A 20,297-nucleotide genomic window follows, 5' to 3' on the forward strand; every position below is an offset into this window, starting at 1 on the left:
TCTACAAGCGGTACAGCACCAAGACCTTCCTGTCCAAGCACATCGTCTTCGGCAAGCACGTCGACGACTTCCGCGTCCGCGGCGGCTACGGCCACAACGGCAGCTTCGGCTGGGGCGGCTGGCACCACCGCTAATCCCTGATCCGAAAGCCCGGACCGCACCGGTCCGGGCTCTCAGGCGGCCAGAGAAAGTCGAATGGCCGACCAGGCGAAGCCGTAGAGAAAAGATGACGTTGTCACCCGAGCGAAGCGAAGGGGAGCGCGGGGGGGCGAATCTCTCTCGTAACGGGGGGGGGTTCGGGGGTCGTCCCCCCGTGTAGACGACGAAGGAGACCCTGGGACAGATGGCCAAAGGCCATCAACCAAAGGTCTCCCACTCTCCGAGTGGGGCTACCAGGACTGGAACCTGGGACCTCAGGCAAAACGGGGGGCAGGATCAGGGGCGATACCCGCTCTCACCTGCACGGATGGTCCGTGGGATTCCACGGTGGTCCACCGGCTTCCGGGCCGAGTGTCACCCACTTAGTCACCCAGCAGACGGGGCGATTTCCCTGGTCCGGGCTACTGCTCGCTGGCTCGTTGTGCCTCGGTGGGGGCGTCGCGTAGAGCGGTGGCGTGTCGGGACTGGCGCCGATTCAAGAGGGCGGTCACGCGATCAACTCCTTGTGGGCGTGGCGGTTGAGAAGGACGGCGTCGGCGACGATCGGCACAACGACGCTCGCGGCTGCTGGAGCATCGCCGTTTTCGGCGTGGGCCTTCGCAAGGCATGAGCCGTACCACACTCAGTCGCGGTTGTAGGTCTCCGGGAGGCTGTTCATGTCCTCGGTCAACAGGCTGATCGCGGTCGGCCAGTTGTCCAAGGCCAACTCGGTCATACCGCGCTGGAACAAACGGTCCAGGCGTTGGTGCCTCGTCGTTCAACAGCTCGCTCTCGGGGATGCCGATTGCCCGGCCGTACAGCACGCGGTAGGGGTCTTTGGGCTTGCGCCGTCCCGCCTCCCCACGCCTTGATCATGCGGACGAGTGAGTCTCGCTCCGGACGATGGGCGCTCACCTGAGGATCATCGGCGGCCTGGCCAAGCCGCTTGGCCATCTCTCGCTGTGTCCACAGCCGTTTCCCGGCGCTCACGGCTGAGCCGCGCCGCCCAGTACGGAACATCGCGCATCGTGGTCCACCTCGTCAGGGGGAGACTCCGGGGTCCGTTCGCCTCCCCCAGTGTCCCCTATTGCCACTCACGGTGTAGGTACCTGCGGCGATGTCATGGGATGCGACGTGCTCCAAACAGCGGGACCCGCCAAGCGATTGCGCCGCCGGACGGGTCCCTAAACCGCACTCTGGAGGTGCGATCCATGCCGAAGCCTATGACGATCGACTTACCGCCCGACCTCCAACGCGGGACCCACCCATACGGTGTCCGCACCCCGGCATTCGTGGCTGCCGAACGCCTCCGCGAGGCACTCGCCGTCATCCACGTCACCGCCGACGTCCACGCGGGCTACGGTGTCGCCCTCGTCTCCGTCTGGTTCGACCTGCTCGTCTGGACCGACGGCCAGGTCTACCGCTGGTGGACCGGCCAGCTCGCGCACCGCAGTGGCCGGCGCCTGTACACCACCTACAGTGTCGAGGTTCCCGGCACGGTCGCCCGCTGTGTTGCCCATCGACGACTGGCCTTGCAGGCGGCTCCCGCTGAGATGTCCGCCGGGAGTACGGATCGATGACACGGCCTTCGTCGCTCGGACCGGTTCGTCCCATCTCGCCTCGGAGCGCGGAAGAGATCGAAGCCTGTCGCGAGACGTTCATGCGGGTGCATGCCGCCCTCACGTTCTTCATCGAAAGGGAATTCGGCCCGCAGCAGACCGGAAGCCGCGACACCCCAACCGGTGGGCATCTCCTTCGCACCACCGGAGATGAGGTGGCAACCCCCAAGGACTGGCGTGGCGATGTGATCTGAGGGAGGCACGTCGCCACGCCTCAACCGGGTTATGGACCCGGCCCAGTCCTCCCCTGCCCCCGATAGCTGCCGGACCTCGTGGCCCGACCGAGGTGTCAACTCCGTCTTCGCGTGTCCCTTCCTCATAGCGGTCCACGTGAGCCCACTACCCAACCTGCACAGACGGAGTTGACGCCGACCGAGGGACACGAACACTCGGTAGGGGGGCGGGGGAGCCACCTACCTCAGCTATAACAACCACCCATAGAGCCGCAATGACCCAACTCTGGTGTGACGCCGATCAAGAGGGCGATCTTACTTAAGTAAGGATCGGACGAGGGTCGACACCATAAGCGGGAACTTCCCAATCAGGGCTCACGTTTGATGTGACATGACCGAAATTGAGCTCCTTTGGGGCATCGCGTCGAAGTGGCTGATCGAAAATTCTTCCATAGAACGCTCGTCACTCGTCATATCACTCATAGCCGCCTTAATAGCACTCCGAAGTGCAAGACACGCCAAAAGGAGCGCCAGGGCCGCCGAGATGCAGGCAGCCGCAGCCAACGAGCAAGTCGACGTGGCTAGAGATCAACTGATGGCCGCACAAGATGCCATGGCGGATCATATCGCCGAAGTCTCGGCACTAACTAGCTATAGGGACTATTTCGAGTCCCATTCCGCAAAGATTGCAGTCGCTCTAGAATCAACCCCTTTCCCTCCCACATGGAAGAGGTTTCGATATGGAGACGAACAAGAAGAGGATCTAAGCTACCCAAGACTAAACAAAGGGGAGAGTATAATGATCTTCGACGAGACTGTTAATCGACACGATGATATCTACTTCATGGTGCGCGGGCTAATCATTAACGTCGGCCAAACTCCTGCACATATATTCGGCGGCGATTTTTCCTTGACATCAGGGAAATCCCCGCTTTCGGATTCAGACATCCCAATCCCCCAACACCTCTCATCACGAGGGGAGTATCTACTCCTCCCCGGACAGCAAGCCATTTTCGAATGGAAGGCCGAAAGGTACTTTGAGCAATGGACGGACATTTACATGAACTCTCATCGCGGGGAGTTTACTGGACTTGGACCGGACTGGAAACCATTCGCAGAGCGACCCGTTTGCCACATAACAGCCTGGCCCGCTGGGTCCGTGATGGAACTTCATACTGTCATCGAGATCAAAATAGACGAAAATGTTGTACGACCATATCGGCCTGGTGGTGCAAGCCATGACGGAAAATGGGCCATGCGGCAGACAGGGCACGCTTCCGCCAACGTGTACGTCACATATAAACTACCGGGCTTGCCTAGAAATCTCGACAGCCTCAGACGTACGTTGAAGGGGGTTGATATCTGGACAAACCAAGTAAGGGACTAGAAGAACTATTAGCCCACCGCTTGCTGATGTCGCTTCGCCTTAACGCTGCCGATCTGGAATGCAAACACCAAGGAGCCATTATGTTGCGGAAGGCGCGGGCGGCGCGGGCCGCGACCGGCCGAAGAGCCGCAGCGCGGCCCGCGACCGCCAAGCGCGCGGCACGCCGCAGGCGGGCCGCCTTGAACCAGTAAAGAAACCCTGAGCCACTACAGCGCCAGGATGACCCGTCCGCCTTCGGCAGACTTCGGAGCACTCCGGCTCTGATCCTGGTCAGACGACACATCAACGCTGGTCGTCTCGTAGTGCTCGGCCGCTCCCCGGATCTCGGTCATCTCCAAGACCTGACCGTCACGGCTGTACATGATCCGCCGGATCAGCAGAATCGGCGCTCCTGCCTCGATCTCCAGCCGTTCCCGCTCGTTCTCATAAGGCATCCGGGCCGTCACGGTATCCGCCCACGACACCGGCCCCCGCCCCTTCTCCAGGTGCCGATAGACGGCGTCAAGCTCGCCCACGAGATCGGCCCGGGTGAAGTCCGGGATCAGATCAGCGTTGATGAACGAGCTGACCTCGATGCGAGTCCGCACCTTCGCGTGGAACCACACGCTGTACCGCCGCACCACAGAGTGCCCGGTCCGCAGCCCCATCAACATGGCCGTCTCCCGATCGGCCGGCAACACGGTACTGAAGCCGTACACGTCGACTTCCGGCTCTTCCGGATCGGGGATGGGCCACCGTAGCCACCCCTGGTTCTGCCCCTCGCTGTTGTAGGCGCTGCTGGCGATGTCGTGACGAGGCTCGACGCCCAACATGATCACGTACCGATCCGGCACAGGACGCACGAACGTCCCGCGTCCCCGGATCACGGTGATCAGTCCCTCAAGGACGAGGGCCTTAACCGCGTCCCGCACGGTAGGCCGAGACACGTTGTATCGCTCGGCCAGGGCCGTCTCACTTGGCAACGGCGATCCGGGCGTATACCGCGCCTCCAGGATGTCAGCCCGCAGACCTGCGGCGATGACCTTCCACAGGGGAGTCGCTTCTACTTCCACGTGAGTCTCCTCAATCTGTCTACCAACATGTACTACAGGTTGCTCGACATGTCGACGCCATGGCAACATGTACTACAAGTAGGCCGACAAGAAGGGAGGTCTGAGCAATGCACAAGGAGGACCGCAACGACACAGACACCAACGAGGGGACTCGTCCATGACTCAACACCCCGCATGGTTCACCGACCTGGCCCGCGTCATCAACGCTCCAGGCTTCACCCGCTGGCGCTCGATGGTCGCCGGGACCGGCGGATGCGCCAACCCCATCCACCTCGCCGGAGAGTCCTTGGTCGTGGACAGCCGGACCGGCGAACTCCTGCACCACTACTCCACCACCGACGAACCGACCGGCCACCTGCTCGTAGCCTGCGGCAATCGCCGCGCCTCGGTCTGCCCCGCCTGCTCCGAGGTCTACCAGGCCGACACCTTCCACCTGATCCGCGCGGGCCTGTCCGGTGGCAAGGGCGTACCGGACACCGTCAGCACCCACCCCAGAGTCTTCGCGACCTTCACCGCCCCATCGTTCGGCCCCGTCCACACACGTCGGGAGGCAGAAGGCCGCGTCCGCCCCTGCCGACCACGAAACCGAGAGCGCCACTGCGAGCACGACAGGCCGGCGGGCTGCCGGAGTCGACACGAGAAGGGAGACCCCCAGCTCGGTCAGCCCATCTGCCCCGACTGCTACGACTACACCGGCGCGGTCCTGTGGCAGGCACACGCCGGAGTGCTCTGGCACCGCTTCACCCTGAACGCCCGCCGGGAAATGGCCCGTCTGGCAGGCATGACCCGCCACGCTTTCAACTCCCAGGTACGGGTGTCCTTCGCCAAGGTCGCCGAGTACCAACGGCGCGGCCTGGTCCACTTCCACGCCGTCATCAGGCTCGACGGCCCCGGCGGCGCAACCGAACCCCCGCCGTCGTGGGCAGATCACCGCCTCCTGGCTCACGCCATCCCGGCGGCGGCGAAGAGCGTGACGGTACGCACCCCCTCCAGCGACCTCGGACAGCGAGACCTCCGCTGGGGCGACCAACTCGACATCCGCCCGATCCTTCTCGGCACAAGCCTCGACGGCCTCAGCGAACAGGCGGTGGCGAGCTACATCGCCAAGTACGCCAGCAAGGGCGCGGAGTCCTCGGGCACGGTCGACTACCGGTTGTCCTGTGGACAGTGCAAGGGCACCGGCCGTGTCCACAGGCTGTGCACACAGTGCGCGGGCACCGGCATCAAGCCGGGACTGAACCTCGACCTGCTCCCCGTCACCGACCACGCCCGCATGATGATCCGAACCTGTTGGACCCTCGGCGCACGCCCCGAGTTCGCAGATCTCCGGCTCCGTCCCTGGGCGCACATGCTCGGCTTCCGTGGCCACTTCTCGACCAAGAGCCGCAACTACTCCACCACCCTGAGCGCCCTACGCGGCGCCCGCTTCGAACACCGCGCCCAAGAGGCCCGCGACCGCTCCGGCCTCCCCGCCCTGGACGACGAAACCACGCTCGTCATGGCCCACTGGCGCTTCGCCGGATCCGGCTACACGCCAGGCGAAGCGATCATGGCCGAACACATCCGCCAGCGCGTCTCCCAGGCCCGCGCAATCGCGTCCCAACGCGAGGACGCATGACCACAGCGAATCTGCCGCAACGGCGGCTGTATCGCGTCCACGAAGCCATGGTCCTGCTGAGCATGAGCCGCAGCGTGATCTACGAGCTTCTCCGGTCAGGCCGACTCAGGTCCGTCACCCAGGGCCGAACCCGGCTGATCCCCGCGTCGGCCATCGCCGACTACATCGCCCTACTCGAACAGGAGGCACAGGCATCATGACCGCACGACGAAGCAAAGGAGACGGCAGCCTCTATTGGGATGAGTCTCGTCAGCGCTGGGTCGCCACGATCACGGTCGGCTACACCCCTGCGGGCAAGCGCATCGTCCGCAAAGCCACCGGCAAGACCAAGACCGAGGCGAAGACCAAGCTCAAGGAGCTCATCCGCGACTACGAGGACGGCTTAACCACCTCGGGGAACGACCACACCGTTGCCCAGGTGGTCGGCGACTGGCTGGCCTACGGCCTCAGCGGGCGGGAGGAGTCCACCGTCACCAACCGCCGCATCCTGGCCGAGCAGCACGTGATCTCGGCCCTGGGTGCCCGCAAGCTCCGCGAACTGTCCGCCGACGACGTCGACCGCTGGCTCGCCGCCAAGGCCAAGACCCTCAGCACCGAGACGCTCCGGAAGATCCACAGCATCCTCAAGCGCTCCATCGCCCGAGCCCAGGCCCGCGACAAGGTCAAACGGAACGTGGTCCTGCTCTGCGACATCCCCAAGGGCAAGGAGGGCCGCCCGTCGAAGTCCCTCACCCTCGACCAGGCGGTCTCCATCCTCCGAGCCGCCGAGAACACCAACCTGTACGCCTACCTCGTCGCGTCCCTGCTCCTCGGTGCCCGAACCGAAGAGCTGCGGGCGCTCACCTGGTCCCATGTCGACCTGGACGCCGAGCCACCCTCGATCATGGTCTGGAGGTCTGTACGTGTCGGGGGAGACACCAAGACCCAGAAGTCCCGCCGAACCCTGGCTCTCCCCCGTCTCTGCGTAGACGCTCTGAGACTCCACAAGGACCGCCAGGCCGTCGCCAAAGAAAAGGCCGGCGGCCACTGGCAAGAGAACGATCTCGTGTTCGCCAGCAGGCACGGCACCGAACTCGACGCCGGAAACGTCCGCCGCGCCTTCCGCGTGGTCCTCAAGCGAACAGACCTCAACCCGGAGGAGTGGACCCCAAGGGAACTGCGCCACAGCTTCGTCTCGCTGATGTCCGACGCCGGAGTAGCGGTCGAGGACATTGCCCGGCTGGTCGGCCACAAAGGCACCGTCGTCACCGAGAAGGTCTACCGCAAGCAGCTCCGCCCGGTCCTCCTGGAAGGAGCGGAGGCAATGGACCGGATCTTCGGCGACTACACCCAACAGGCATAGTCACCCAGTTAGTCACCCAGAAGATCAAAAAAGGCCGTTCCCTCTTCATGGGAGCGGCCTTTGTGCTGGTCAATCGAGTGGGGCTACCAGGACTTGAACCTGGGACCTCTTCCTTATCAGGGAAGCGCTCTAACCGTCTGAGCTATAGCCCCTCGTCAGCCAGCTAGTTTGTGGCGACGGGGTAAAGCTTACCGTGTTCCGCGGTGTGGTCGCACCGCGGAATCACGACTACGACTATTCGGCTTCGGAGAAGGTCACTTCGACGCCGCCCACGAGGTCGGCGCTCAGGTTGTAGATCACGGCCCCCAGAGTGGACAGCGCCGTGATCAGCACCACGTTCACCGCGCCGAGCAGGGCGGTGTAGCCCAGGATGCGCACCGGCTCGAACCAGCTGGCGATGTCGAATGAGGCCGCGGCCCCGCCCTCGCCCTGGGTGAGCTGGTTGACCGCCTGGACGAACGCGTCGAACACGCCCATGGCCGACAGCACCCCGTAGAGCACCGCCACGGCCACGAACAGCACGACGAAGCAGACCAGGGAGACCACGAAGCTGAACTTCATGGCCGACCACGGCTCGACCCGGCGCAGCACCAGGTGGGCCTTGCGGGGCGCCCGTCCGGAGGAGTCCTTCGGGGCGGACGAGGTGGAGATGACGGGCCGTTCGGCCGTCACGGGCTCCACCGGAGACGGGCGGGACGCGGTCACGATCGGCTCGGGGGCCGAGACCGGCGTGGGCAGGCGGGGCGCCTTGTAGGCGGCCGTCGGCTCGTCGCCGGCCGGGTGCTTCTGGTCGCCGTTGGGCGACTGGGGCCGCGACCACGGCTTGTTGTCGTTGCCCGTGGGGCGGATGCGGACGGTGGAGTCGTCGGTCTTGGGCTCGTCCTTGGGAAGGTCACGGCCGGTCTGGGGCGCCTTGGGCGTCTCCCGTTTGGGAGCCTGGGCAGGCCCCTGAGCCGCCGGAGCCGGGCCCGCGACCTTGGGGGTCTCGGCCGTGTCGTTGTTCTTCTCGTCGTCGATCCGGGCGGATACCCCGTCGCGCATCGACGACGAGGCAGCCGAGGTAGACGCGGGTTTCTTGGCCGCCCCGGTGTTCTTCGTCTTTCCCGAGTTGGTCATTGCTCGTCTCCTGCCCCGTTCTCAGTCTCCACCGCTTCGGCAGTCTCCAACGCTTCGGCGTTCCGGGCTAGGGCCACCACGCTGTCGCCTTCCGCGAGATTCATCAATCTGACCCCCATCGTCTGGCGGCCGGACTGCTTGATCTCGGCGGCGCTGGTCCTGATCACTCCGCCGGCTGAGGTGATCGCGAAGACTTCGTCTTCGGGTCCCACCATGACCGCTCCGACCAGCTTGCCACGGGCACTGACTATTTTCGCCGTCAGTACGCCCTTTCCACCCCGGCCTTGCAGCGGATAGTGCTCAACCGGTGTGCGCTTCGCATACCCGCCCTCGGTGGCGATAAGCACATCGTCACCATGGCTCATGACATTCATGGCGAGAAGTTCATCTCCGTCGACGAACCGCATACCGATCACGCCGCTGGTGGCCCGGCCCATGGGGCGCAGGGCCTCGTCGGAGGCGGTGAAGCGGATGGCCTGGGCGTTCCGGGAGACCAGCAGGAGGTCGTCTTCTTCGGAGACCAGCCGGGCCGCGATGACCTCGTCGTCGTCCCGGAGGTTGATGGCGATCAGGCCGCCGGACCTCGGGGAGTCGTACTCGGAGAGCCTGGTCTTCTTCACTAGGCCGCTGCGGGTGGCTAGGACGAGGTAAGGCGAGACCTCGTAGTCGCGGAGGTCGAGGACCTCCATGACCCGCTCGTCGGGCTGCATCGCCAGCAGGTTGGCGAGGTGCTGGCCGCGGGCGTCGCGGCCCGAGTCGGGGAGCTCGTAGGCCTTGACCCGGTAGACGCGGCCCTTGTTGGTGAAGAACAGGAGCCAGTGGTGGGTTGTCGTGACGAAGAAGTGCTCGACGATGTCGTCCTGGCGGAGCTGGGCGCCGCGAACGCCCTTGCCGCCGCGCTTCTGCGCCCGGTAGAGGTCGGTGTTGGTGCGCTTGGCGTAGCCGCCGCGGGTGATCGTGACGACCATCTCGTCTTCGGCGATCAGGTCCTCGATGGACATGTCGCCCTCGTACGCGATGATCTCGGTCTTGCGCTCGTCGCCGTAGCGGCTGACGATCTCGCCGAGTTCCTCGCCGACGATCTGGCGCTGCCGCACGGGGCTGGCCAGGATCTCGTTGTACTCGTTGATCTGGACCATCAGGTTCTCGTACTCGTCCTGGATCTGCTGGCGCTCCAGGGCGGCGAGCTTGCGGAGCTGCATGTCCAGGATGGCCTGGGCCTGCGTCTCGTCGATCTCCAGGAGGTCCATGAGGCCCTGCTGGGCGGCCGAGGCCGACGCCGACTGGCGGATCAGGGCGATCACGTCGTCGAGGCGGTCGAGGGCCTTGAGCAGGCCGCGCAGGATGTGGGCCCGCTCCTCGGCCTTGCGCAGCAGGTAGCGGGTCCGGCGGACCACGACCTCGATCTGGTGGCCGATGTAGAACTTGACGAACTGGTCGAGGCGCAGCGTGCGGGGCACGCCGTCGACCAGGGCGAGCATGTTGGCGCCGAACGTGGTCTGCAGCTGGGTGTGCTTGTAGAGGTTGTTCAGCACGACCTTGGCGACCGCGTCGCGCTTGAGCACGACCACGAGGCGCTGGCCGACCCGCGACGACGACTCGTCGCGCACGTCGGCGATGCCGTTGATCTTGCCTTCCTTGACCAGCTCGGCGATCGACAGCGCCAGGTTGTCGGGGTTGACCTGGTAGGGCAGCTCGGTGATCACCAGGCACTGGCGGCCCTTGTTGTCCTCTTCCACCTCGACGACCGCGCGCATCGTGATCGAGCCGCGGCCCGTCCGGTAGGCGTCGTCGATGCCCCGCTTGCCGACGATGAGCGCGCCGGTCGGGAAGTCGGGGCCCTTGACCCGCGCGATCAGCCCTTCGAGGAGCTCTTCGTCAGTGGCCTCGTAGTTCTCCAGCGCCCACCTGACGGCCTCGCCGATCTCCCGCAGGTTGTGGGGCGGGATGTTGGTGGCCATGCCGACCGCGATGCCGGCGGCGCCGTTGACCAGCAGGTTGGGGAACCGCGACGGCAGGACGACGGGCTCCTGCGAGCGCCCGTCGTAGTTGGGCTGGAAGTCGACGGTCTCCTTGTCGATGTCGCGCAGCAGCTCCATCGCGATGGGCGCGAGCTTGCACTCGGTGTAGCGCATCGCAGCGGGCATGTCGTTGCCGGGCGACCCGAAGTTGCCCTGGCCGTCGACCAGCGGGTAGCGCAGCGACCACGGCTGGGCCAGGCGGACCAGGGTGTCGTAGATCGAGCTGTCGCCGTGGGGGTGGTAGGAACCCATGACGTCACCGACGACACGGGAGCACTTGAAGTAGCCGCGGTCGGGGCGGTAGCCGCCGTCGAACATGGCGTAGAGCACCCGGCGGTGCACCGGCTTGAGACCGTCGCGCACGTCGGGGAGGGCACGCGAGACGATGACCGACATCGCGTAGTCCATGTAACTGCGCTGCATCTCGGACTGGATGTCCACCGGTTCGATGCGGTCAGCCGGCGGCGGGCCCGGAGGCAGGTTAACTTCCGTCACGTCAATCCTTCACAGGGTGGGGTTCGGCTGCCGCGGTCTAGACGTCGAGGAAGCGCACGTCGCGCGCGTTCCTGATGATGAACTCCCGCCGGGGGGCGACGTCCTCGCCCATGAGGACGCTGAACATCTCGTCGGCCTGGGCGGCGTCGTCGAGGGTGACCTGGAGCAGGATGCGCGTCTCCGGGTTCATCGTGGTCTCCCACAGCTGGTTGGCGTTCATCTCGCCGAGACCCTTGAACCGCTGGATGCCGTCGTGGGCGCGCGGGTCGCGCTTGCCGCGGGCAATGCCCTCTTCGATGATCGCGTCGCGCTCGCGGTCGGAGTAGGCGTAGGAGGCGTCCTCGCCCTTCCGGTCCCACTTGATCTTGTAGAGCGGCGGCTGCGAGAGGTAGACGTGACCGGCCTCGATCAGCGGGCGCATGAACCGGAACAGCAGGGTCAGCAGCAGCGTGGTGATGTGCTGACCGTCGACGTCGGCGTCGGCCATCAGGATCAGCTTGTGGTAGCGGAGCTTCGAGATGTCGAACTCGTCGTGTACGCCGGTGCCGAGCGCCGTGATGAGCGACTGGACCTCGGTGTTCTTCAGCACACGGTCGATGCGCGCCTTCTCGACGTTCAGGATCTTGCCGCGGATGGGCAGGATCGCCTGGAACCGAGAGTCGCGGCCGCCCTTGGCCGAGCCGCCGGCCGAGTTGCCCTCGACGATGAACAGCTCACACTTCTCGGGCTCGCTCCACTGGCAGTCGGCCAGCTTGCCCGGCAGCCCCGAGCCGCTTTCGAGCAGCGACTTGCGGCGGGTCAGGTCGCGGGCCTGACGTGCGGCGATGCGGGCGCGGGAGGCCTGGAGCGACTTGCTGATGATCTCCTTGGCCTCGCCCGGGTTGCGCTCGAACCAGTCGCGCAGGTGGTCGTTGCAGGTCTTCTGGACGAACGACTTGGCCTCGGTGTTGCCCAGCTTGGTCTTGGTCTGGCCCTCGAACTGCGGCTCGGCCAGCTTGACCGAGATGATCGCGGTCAGGCCCTCGCGGACGTCGTCGCCGGTGAGGTTGTCGTCCTTGCCCTCCTTGAGGAACTTCTGCTCCCGGGCGTAGCGGTTGACGATGCTCGTCAGCGCGGCGCGGAAGCCCTCCTCGTGGGTGCCGCCCTCGGCGGTGTTGATCGTGTTGGCGAAGGTGTAGACCGACTCGGAGTAGGAGGCGTTCCACTGCATGGCGATCTCGACCGAGATGCCCTCGCCGTGCTCCTCGAAGTCGATGACCGAGTTGTGCACCGACTCCTTCTTGGAGTTCAGGTGGGTGACGAAGTCGGACAGGCCGCCCTCGTAGTGGTAGGTGATCTCGGTCGGCTCGTCTTCGCTGCCGTGGTCGGGGCGTTCGTCCCTGATGACGATCGTGAGGCCCTTGTTGAGGAAGGCCATCTCCTGGAAGCGGCGCGAGAGCGTCTCGAAGTTCCAGGTGGTCGTCTCGAAGATGTCGCCGTCGGCCCAGAAGGTGATCGAGGTGCCGGTCTCCTCGGTGGGCTCGCCCTGGATCAGCTCGGTGACGGGCTTGGAGCCGACGTACGACTGACGCCACTCGAAGCCGTCACGCTTGATCACGGCCTCCAGCCTGGACGACAGCGCGTTGACGACCGACAGGCCCACGCCGTGGAGACCGCCGGAGACGGCGTAGGACTTGCCGTCGAACTTGCCGCCGGCGTGGAGGACGGTGAGCACGACCTCGAGGGTCGGCTTCTTCTCTGTCGGATGCTCGGCGACCGGGATGCCCCGGCCGTTGTCCACGACCCGCACGCCGTTGTCGGCGAGCAGGGTGACCTCGATGGTGTCGCAGTATCCGGCCAGGGCCTCGTCGACGGAGTTGTCCACAACCTCGTACACAAGGTGGTGGAGACCACGCTCTCCGGTCGAGCCGATGTACATACCCGGGCGCTTGCGAACCGCCTCAAGACCTTCGAGAACGGTGATTGAGCCTGCGTCGTAGGACAAGTGCGAAATCCTCCTGCCGCGGACACGCGGCAGGAAACATAGGATGGCTGCCTGCCGTGCCCGTCACCGTCGTGAGTGCCCCGATGCGTTCACCCTGGGGAATCGGCTCGCCACGGCCGGGGTGACACGCAAACGGACGTGTCCTTAAGTCCACTTTGATTCTACCGGCTCTCGGAGCCTCAGGTGGCATTGACGGGGGCTGTGATGCCCTCTAATACGATGATCTTGGTTTTGGTGTGACACCCCAGACCCCGGGGTTCAATGCGCCAGACGCGATTTCGGGCCGGTGCAAGACTTTTCCACAACAGACTTGCGGATCTTGTGGAACGCCGCGTCAGCCGAAAGTGTCACCCGGTCCTCGACTCCCCTTCACCCGGATGTGGCCCGCCTGTCGTGGCGGCGCGAGGTTCGGCCCGCGGACCTTCACCGCGGTCACCGTTCCGTCCCCGAGTTCCTCGTTCAGCCTTCTGACCAGGGTCGGAGCGAGCAAACGCACCTGGGTGGCCCAGGCCGTCGAGTCGGCCGAGACGATGACCTCGCCGTCCTCGAACGCCTCCGGACGGGTGTGCAGCCCGAGTTCGGCCCCGACGATCTCCCGCCAGCGCCCGAAAACCCCGCCGATCGCGACCGGCTCCTCCCACCCCCGGGAGGCCAGCAGGTCCTGGATCGCCGCCCCGAAGAGCATCGGATCGCCGGAGTCGCGCTTGGGGCCGCCCTTCTTCCTCCGGGGTTCGGTACGGGGAAGCTGACCGCGCCGCTGGGCGTCGGCTTTGGCCTGGGCGAGCTTCTCCCGGGCGAGGGCGGCGCCTTTGGCGTTGGAGGCCTGCTGCTCCGGCGAGGGCCTGTCAACAGCCTGTGGATAACCGGGCACCTGTGCGTCACCGCGGCTGTGTGGATTCCCCAGGTGTTGTGGATTCACCGCTGCCTGTGGATGGTCGGGCAACCGTCGATCTCCGCGCCCTTGTGGATCACTGAATTGCCGGCGCCCCCGCTGTTCCTGTGGATAGCCCGGCGACTGCGGGTCCGCACCCTGTGGATATCCACGCCCTTGGGTATTGTCGCGTCCCTGTGGATGGTCACCCGACACGGGTCACGCTCCCCTCGGTGACGTCGAAGCGGGCGCCGCTCAGTTCCCTCGGCACGTCCTCCGCCACCGCCGCCGTGATCAGAACCTGCTCCGCCGGGGCGACGATCTCGGCCAGCCGCCGGCGACGCTGGGCGTCGAGTTCGGCGAACACGTCGTCGAGGATCAGCACCGGATCGCCCCCTTCCGAACGCAGCAGGTCGTAGGCGGCCAGCCGCAGCGCCAGCGCGAACGACCACGACTCCCCGTGGCTGGCGTAGCCGCGCGCCGGCAGCTCCCCGAGCCGCAGCAGCAGATCGTCGCGGTGCGGACCCACGAGGGTGACCCCCCGTTCGATCTCCTGCGCGCGCGCCTCGGCCAGCGCCTGTCCCAACCGTACGGCGAGTTCCGCGCGGTCCGTCCCCAGGTCGGCGTCGTCTGTGGAAAACCACCGGTAGTCGATCTGCGCGGGCACGGACCCGGGCGCCAGCTCCGCGTACGCCTTGGCCACCAGAGGCCGCAGGTTTTCCACAAGGTCCAGCCGGGCCGCGAGCAACTCGGCGCCGTGGCGGACCAGGTGGGCGTCCCACACCTCGAGTGTGGACAACACGTCACCGGCCCCGGCCGAGGCGAACGCCGCGTCGTCCATCTGCCGCCGGGGGCTTCGGCGGCGGGTCTGGGAGGCCGTCCGGAGCAGGGCGTTGCGCTGCTTGAGCGCGCGGTCGTAGTCGGCCCGGACGCCGGCGAACCGGGGGTGGCGGGCCACGAGGAGGTCGTCCATGAACTTGCGGCGTTCGGACGGGTCGCCCTTCGACAGGGCCAGGTCCTCGGGGGCGAACAGCACGGTCCGCAACACGCCGAGGGCGTCTCTGGCCCGCGACACCGGGGCGCGGTTGACGCGGGCGCGGTTGGCCTTGCCCGGGTTGATCTCCAGTTCGACCAGCGCCCGTCTCTGGTCGCGCTCGATCACGGCGCGGATGACGGCCCGGGGGGCGCCGTGGCGTACCAGAGGAGCGTCGGTCGCCACCCGGTGGGAGGCGTGGGAGGCGACGTAACCGATCGCCTCGACCAGGTTGGTCTTGCCCTGCCCGTTGGGCCCGACGAAGGCGGTCACCCCGGGTTCGAGCGCCAGCTCGGCGGTGGGGTAGGACCGGAAGTCCGTCAGCGACAGGTGGGCGGTGAACATGCCGGTAACGGTAACGGGCTCCCGCCGTGGAACGGGAGCCCGGCCGAGTTCAGGAGCCGTTGGCCTCGGGCATGGTGCTGTCGGCCGCGCCCGGGGCGTCGGCGCCCTTCTCGTAGGAGCCCTCGGCGGCCGTGACGGCGTGGCCGCCGAACTGGTTGCGCAGCGCCGCGACCATCTTCATCGCCGGGGAGTCTTCCTGGCGTGAGGCGAAACGGGCGTAGAGCGCGGCCGTGATGACCGGCAGCGGCACGGCGTGGTCGACCGCCGCCTGGACGGTCCAGCGGCCCTCTCCGGAGTCCTGGGCGTAGCCCTTGAGGTCTTCCAGGCCGGGATCCTCGTCGAGCGCCCGGGTGAGCAGGTCGAGCAGCCAGGACCGGATGACCGTGCCGTGCCGCCAGCTCTTGAACGCTCCGGGGACGTCGGTGACGATGTCGGTGGCCTCGAGCAGCTCCCAGCCCTCGGCGAAGGCCTGCATCATGCCGTATTCGATGCCGTTGTGGACCATCTTCGCGAAGTGGCCGGCGCCGATCGACCCGGCGTGGACGAAGCCGTCCTCACCCTCGGGCTTGAGCGTGTCGAAGATCGGCTTGAGATGGGCGATGTCTTCGGGGAGCCCACCGGCCATCAGGGCGTAGCCGTTCTGCAGACCCCACACGCCGCCGGAGACGCCGACGTCGACGAACTTGACGCCCTTCTCGGCGAGCTCCTTGCCGTGCTTCTGGTCGTCGACATAGTGGGAGTTGCCGCCGTCGATGACGATGTCACCGGCGGAGAGCGCGTCGCCCAGCGACGCGATGGTCGCCCGGGTGGGCTCACCGGCCGGGACCATCACCCAGACGGCGCGCGGCGCCTCCAGACGGTCGACGAGCTCCTTCAGGCTGCCGACGTCGCTGACGTCGGGGTCGCGGTCGTAACCGACGACCTCATGACCACCGCGGCGCAGCCGCTCGGCCATGTTGCCGCCCATCTTGCCCAGGCCGATCATGCCGATCTGCATGAGAGCACCCCCTCAGGGTTCGTCTACGGTCACGCCGACTCGCCTACCCGACCCGAGGGTTGATCATACGGATTCGATCAGCTTGAGAGACGAATGGGCATGATCAGGTAGCGGTAGTCGGGTATGCCCCCATCTTCCACAGGTTTTCCACCGGTGAGGATGGCGGGTTTCGTCGAGGTGGTGAACTGCAGGCGAGCAACGTCGGAATCGATCGCGCCGAGGCCTTCAAGCAGGAACTGGTGGTTGAAGGCGATGTTGATCTCGCCGCCGTCGAAGTCGACGGGCAGGACTTCCACAGCCTGTGCCTCGTCGCCGCTGCCCGCTTCGAGCACGACCTCGTCGCCCCGGAAGGCCAGCCGGACCGGGGTGTTGCGCTCGGCGACCAGGGCCACACGCTTGACGGCTTCGACGAAGGAGCTGGTGACCAGCTCGGCGCGGGCCGAGAACTCGGTCGGCAGGAGCGAGCGGTATTTCGGGAACTCGGGGTCGAGCAGCCGCGTGGTGGTGCGCCGGCCGCCGCTGCTGAAGCCGATCATGCCCTCGCCGGTGCCGCCCACGGAGCTCAGGGCGATCTCGACCTCGGCGCCGGTGACCAGCGACTTGGCGGTGTCGGCGAGCGTGCGGCCCGGGATCATCGCGATGGCCTGGAAGTCGGGCTGGTCGGGCTGCCACTTGAGCTCGCGGACGGCCAGCCGGTAGCGGTCGGTGGCGGCCAGCGTGACCGTGTCGCCGTCGATCTCCATCCGGACGCCGGTCAGCATCGGCAGGGTGTCGTCCTTGCCGGCGGCGGTGGCCACCTGGGCGACGGCCGAGGCGAAGACGTCGCTGCCGACCCGGCCCGCGGCCGGCGGCATGGCCGGGAGCGAGGGATAGTCCTCCACCGGCATCGTCAGCAGGGTGAACCGGGCGGTGCCACAGGTCACGACCGCCTTGGCGCCTTCCACCACGAAATCCACAGGCTGTGCGGGAAGGGCGCGGGTGATCTCGGCGAGCAGGCGGCCCGAGACCAGCACCACGCCGGCCTCGCCGGTCTGCAGGTCGAGGGTCACCTCCGCGGAGACCTCGTAGTCGAACCCCGAGAGCTTGAGCTGCTGGTCGTCGGTGACCTCGAGGCGCATGCCGGCGAGAACGGGCACCGACGGCCGGGCGGGGAGGCTGCGTGCCGTCCACGCGACGGCTTCGGCGAGCACGTCTCGGTCGACCCGGAACATCACGTGGATCAGCCTCCTGTGGTGGGTAGGGACGGCGTCGGGCGGTGATGGCTGGGGGGCGGCGACGCGGTGACGCGAGGTGTGACTGCCCATCTTCGTCGCTTGCCGGGAGGTGTCAACTCCAGGATTTTTTGCTCCGCGCCGAGCCCGAAGGTTGCTCTTGACTTTCCTCTAGGTAGAGATATCAGCCGTCTTAATAGGCGCTGTGGAAATGTGGAAGAACCCCTATAACCGCAGGTCAGAGGCCGATTTTCTGTCCACAGGTCCTGTGGACAGCCTGGGGATTACGCACCGCGTGCTGGGGATAACTTTTAGTTACCCACAGGCCGTCCACAGGTTTGCACCCAGTTATCCACCGGTTACCCACAGCTTTTCCACAGGTTCTCCACATGAGACACGCCCGACACGGAGTGTGTTTTTTCCACTACCCACAGGTCATCCACAGCGTGTCCACAGGTTATCCACCGCTGGAGGGGGGCTTATCCCCAGGTTTTCCACAGGCTTGTCCACAGCCCGGTGTGGCCTGTTGATCTATGAGTTTCCAGCGAGCGCGGAATTACACCTGTGTTCCGTGATCCACAGAGTTATCCACAGGCTGTGAATCAAGAGGTGCGCGCGCGCTGCTTGATCCGGGTCGTCAGCTCGTTGACCTGGTTGTACATCGAGCGCCGCTCGGCCATCAGGGAGCGGATCTTCCGCTCGCTGTGCATAACAGTGGTGTGGTCACGGCCGCCGAACTGGGCGCCGATCTTCGGCAGCGAGAGGTCGGTGAGCTCCCGGGCCAGGTACATGGCGATCTGACGGGCCACCACGAGGGCCCGCGAGCGCGATCCGCCGCACAGGTCGTCGAGCGAGACGCCGAAGTACTCCGCGGTCGTGGACATGATGAGCGCGATCGTGATCTCGGTGCTGGAACTGTCCTCGGTGATGAGGTCCTTCAGCACGATCTCGGTCAGCCCGATGTCGACCGACTGCCGGTTGAGCGAGGCGAAGGCCGTCACCCTTATTAGTGCGCCTTCGAGCTCACGGATGTTGGTGGCGATCCGGCTGGCGATGTACTCCAGCACGTCGGGCGGCGCGGCCAGGCCCTCCTGGATCGCCTTCTTCCGCAGGATCGCGATGCGGGTCTCGAGCTCGGGCGGCTGCACGTCGGTGATCAACCCCCACTCGAAGCGGTTGCGGAGCCGGTCCTCCAGCGTGACGAGCTGCTTAGGCGCCCGGTCGCTGGAGATCACGATCTGCTTGCTGCTGTTGTGGAGGGTGTTGAAGGTGTGGAAGAACTCCTCCTGCGTCTGCTCCTTGCCCTCAAGGAACTGGATGTCGTCCACGAGGAGGATGTCCACAGCCCGGAACCGCGCCCGGAACCCGTCGGCCTTGTGGTCGCGGATGCTGTTGATGAAGTCGTTGGTGAACTCCTCGGAGCTCACGTACCGCACCCGCGCACCTTCATAAAGGCTCTGCGCGTAGTGACCGATCGCATGGAGAAGGTGCGTCTTCCCCAGCCCCGAGTCCCCATAGATGAAGAGTGGGTTGTACGCCTTCGCCGGCGCCTCGGCCACCGCGACCGCCGCCGCGTGGGCGAACCGGTTGCTCGCGCCGATGACGAACGTCTCAAAGGTGTACTTGGCGTTCAGCCGCGCGGGCTCACCCGGCTTGCCCCCGGAGGGACGAGGAGGGGCCTTGTCGTTCTTCTCCTCAGCCTGTGGATATTGCGTGTACGGCTGCTCGGCAGGCGGCGGCGCACCTGGGACTCCCTGTGGGCGACCCTGTGGAAAATCGGCCTGCTGCTCTGTGGATTCCTGACGAAACCCCTGGCCGAAGCCCTGCGGAGATTGCACAGGCTGTTGAAAGCCATGATCCCCAGCCTGGGGAAAACTTCCGGAACCGGTGTTCTGGGGATAACCGCCGGGTGTCCCGCCCTGGGGAAAACCACCCGACGGGCTGCTCTGGGGGAACCCGGGTGTCCCGGTCTGGGGAAAAGCCGGACCGCCACTCTGGGGAAAACCACCCGGGCGGCCGTAGTTCTGCTGCTTCGGCTCCGCCTGGGTCGCCGTCGGGTCGACCATCACGGCGATCCGGACCGGCCGGCCGAACTCCTGCGAGAGCGCCTGCATGATGAGCGGCCGCAGCCGCACCTCGATGACCTCTTTGGCGAAGTCGTTGGGGGCGGCCAGCAGGATCGTGTCGTTGATCAGCCCCGACGGCTGCGTCATCTGCAGAAACGCCCGCTGCTGACCCGAAACTCCCTGATCGAGGAGTGTGGTGAGCGCTCTCGCCCACAACTGGTTGAGGTCGACGCCGTCCACCGTTCGACACTCCTCCCTGACGCGGTCCCCATTGATCGCTCGCCGCGTGTCGTTATCCACACCCGCCCTGCCCGGTCTGGTCCCGGTGGCGCCGGCCCCCGCTGCGAGTTTCCACAGAAGATCCACAGGAGATCCACAGGTGCTCTGGGTGTGGAGGGAAGGCCTGGACGCCTGACAGTAGCGGTGTGCGCGACCTGCGTTCAAGACGTTGTCCACAGCCTACTGGCACCCGTTGCCCACAGGATGTGGATGACCAAGGGCCGTGTGGATAACTCCACAGCCTGTGGAAAACTAGGGGTGCCGGTTTGACCATTCCGGCGTGTACCCCGTAACGTGACCCGGTCGGCTTTCTCGGGACGGCTCTTTCGCATGCCCTGTGCCCGGTGGGCCGTAAACTTGGTCTAATCGCCCTAACGACAGGGCACATCTAGCCTGGAGCCCATCGTGAGCAAGCGTACTTTCCAGCCGAACAACCGCCGTCGCGCGAAGACCCACGGTTTCCGGCTCCGCATGCGCACCCGCGCCGGCCGCGCCATCCTGGCCGCCCGCCGCCGCAAGGGCCGTCACGACCTCACCGTCTGACCGGCAC

Annotated in this window: 15 protein-coding genes, 1 tRNA gene and 1 pseudogene; 7 read left to right on the forward strand and 10 right to left on the reverse strand. The window is 66.0% G+C overall.

Features of this window, described 5'->3' with window-relative positions:
• Window positions 1-1,361 precede the first annotated feature (1,361 nt).
• The 3 genes from QSK34_RS13800 to QSK34_RS13810 all read left to right on the forward strand — a co-directional run bounded on the left by QSK34_RS13800 (window position 1,362) and on the right by QSK34_RS13810 (window position 3,317).
• Window positions 1,362-1,718: a hypothetical protein gene (locus tag QSK34_RS13800; protein WP_285584030.1), complete on the forward strand. Its 357-nt coding sequence runs from the start codon at window positions 1,362-1,364 to the stop codon at window positions 1,716-1,718.
• On the forward strand, window positions 1,715-1,951 hold the full coding sequence (locus QSK34_RS13805; RefSeq protein ID WP_285584033.1) for a hypothetical protein: 237 nt from the start codon (window positions 1,715-1,717) through the stop codon (window positions 1,949-1,951). The genes QSK34_RS13800 and QSK34_RS13805 overlap by 4 nt, the downstream gene beginning before the upstream one ends.
• 370 nt (window positions 1,952-2,321) lie before the next feature.
• On the forward strand, window positions 2,322-3,317 hold the full coding sequence (locus tag QSK34_RS13810) for a hypothetical protein (protein ID WP_285584035.1): 996 nt from the start codon (window positions 2,322-2,324) through the stop codon (window positions 3,315-3,317).
• A 206-nt stretch (window positions 3,318-3,523) separates the two neighbouring features.
• Here QSK34_RS13810 and QSK34_RS13815 read toward each other — a convergent pair whose 3' ends face one another.
• Window positions 3,524-4,369: a GntR family transcriptional regulator gene (locus QSK34_RS13815; protein WP_285584037.1), complete on the reverse strand. Its 846-nt coding sequence runs from the start codon at window positions 4,367-4,369 to the stop codon at window positions 3,524-3,526.
• Between the two features lie 157 nt (window positions 4,370-4,526).
• On the opposite strand from QSK34_RS13815, the gene QSK34_RS13820 reads away from it, so the two are divergent.
• Genes QSK34_RS13820 through QSK34_RS13830 form a run of 3 tightly spaced genes read left to right on the forward strand, consistent with a single transcriptional unit; the run spans window position 4,527 to window position 7,329 of the window.
• On the forward strand, window positions 4,527-5,987 hold the full coding sequence (locus tag QSK34_RS13820) for a replication initiator (RefSeq protein ID WP_285584039.1): 1,461 nt from the start codon (window positions 4,527-4,529) through the stop codon (window positions 5,985-5,987).
• Window positions 5,984-6,187 (forward strand): helix-turn-helix domain-containing protein, encoded by a 204-nt coding sequence (locus tag QSK34_RS13825; protein WP_285584041.1) that lies wholly within the window; start codon window positions 5,984-5,986, stop codon window positions 6,185-6,187. The genes QSK34_RS13820 and QSK34_RS13825 overlap by 4 nt, the downstream gene beginning before the upstream one ends.
• Window positions 6,184-7,329, forward strand: coding sequence for a site-specific integrase (locus QSK34_RS13830; RefSeq protein WP_285584043.1), 1,146 nt, complete (start codon window positions 6,184-6,186; stop codon window positions 7,327-7,329). The genes QSK34_RS13825 and QSK34_RS13830 overlap by 4 nt, the downstream gene beginning before the upstream one ends.
• A gap of 78 nt (window positions 7,330-7,407) precedes the next feature.
• Here QSK34_RS13830 and QSK34_RS13835 read toward each other — a convergent pair.
• From QSK34_RS13835 to dnaA, 9 genes and pseudogenes are all read right to left on the reverse strand, one after another.
• A tRNA-Ile gene (locus QSK34_RS13835) sits at window positions 7,408-7,481 on the reverse strand.
• A gap of 82 nt (window positions 7,482-7,563) precedes the next feature.
• Complete coding sequence (locus tag QSK34_RS13840) at window positions 7,564-8,445, reverse strand: DUF3566 domain-containing protein (protein WP_285584045.1); 882 nt, start codon at window positions 8,443-8,445, stop codon at window positions 7,564-7,566.
• Window positions 8,442-10,961, reverse strand: a complete 2,520-nt coding sequence (gyrA, locus tag QSK34_RS13845; protein WP_161480671.1) for a DNA gyrase subunit A — start codon at window positions 10,959-10,961, stop codon at window positions 8,442-8,444. Before gyrA ends, QSK34_RS13840 begins: the two co-directional genes overlap by 4 nt.
• Window positions 10,962-10,998: 37 nt before the next feature.
• Window positions 10,999-12,945: a DNA topoisomerase (ATP-hydrolyzing) subunit B gene (gene gyrB, locus QSK34_RS13850; RefSeq protein ID WP_285584049.1), complete on the reverse strand. Its 1,947-nt coding sequence runs from the start codon at window positions 12,943-12,945 to the stop codon at window positions 10,999-11,001.
• A gap of 334 nt (window positions 12,946-13,279) precedes the next feature.
• Complete coding sequence (locus QSK34_RS13855) at window positions 13,280-13,816, reverse strand: DciA family protein (protein ID WP_285584051.1); 537 nt, start codon at window positions 13,814-13,816, stop codon at window positions 13,280-13,282.
• A 205-nt stretch (window positions 13,817-14,021) separates the two neighbouring features.
• The gene (recF, locus tag QSK34_RS13860; protein WP_285584053.1) at window positions 14,022-15,194 is read right to left on the reverse strand and encodes a DNA replication/repair protein RecF; all 1,173 of its coding nucleotides are present in this window, start codon (window positions 15,192-15,194) and stop codon (window positions 14,022-14,024) included.
• Between the two features lie 49 nt (window positions 15,195-15,243).
• Window positions 15,244-16,191, reverse strand: a complete 948-nt coding sequence (gene gnd / locus QSK34_RS13865) for a phosphogluconate dehydrogenase (NAD(+)-dependent, decarboxylating) (RefSeq protein ID WP_161480675.1) — start codon at window positions 16,189-16,191, stop codon at window positions 15,244-15,246.
• Window positions 16,192-16,268: 77 nt separating this feature from the next.
• Window positions 16,269-17,405 carry a DNA polymerase III subunit beta gene (dnaN, locus tag QSK34_RS13870; RefSeq protein ID WP_285584057.1) on the reverse strand — a complete coding sequence of 379 codons (1,137 nt, stop codon included), beginning with the start codon at window positions 17,403-17,405 and terminating at the stop codon, window positions 16,269-16,271.
• 599 nt (window positions 17,406-18,004) lie between these two features.
• Window positions 18,005-19,165 (reverse strand): annotated as a pseudogene (gene dnaA, locus QSK34_RS13875) (chromosomal replication initiator protein DnaA); the annotation flags it as partial.
• 987 nt (window positions 19,166-20,152) lie between these two features.
• Here dnaA and rpmH point away from each other — a divergent pair.
• Window positions 20,153-20,290, forward strand: coding sequence for a 50S ribosomal protein L34 (gene rpmH, locus QSK34_RS13880; RefSeq protein ID WP_155339926.1), 138 nt, complete (start codon window positions 20,153-20,155; stop codon window positions 20,288-20,290).
• The last annotated feature ends 7 nt before the right edge of the window (window positions 20,291-20,297 follow it).

Origin of the sequence: Herbidospora sp. NBRC 101105 (assembly GCF_030269205.1) — a bacterium.
GTDB classification, from domain to species: Bacteria; Actinomycetota; Actinomycetes; order Streptosporangiales; family Streptosporangiaceae; genus Herbidospora; species Herbidospora solisilvae.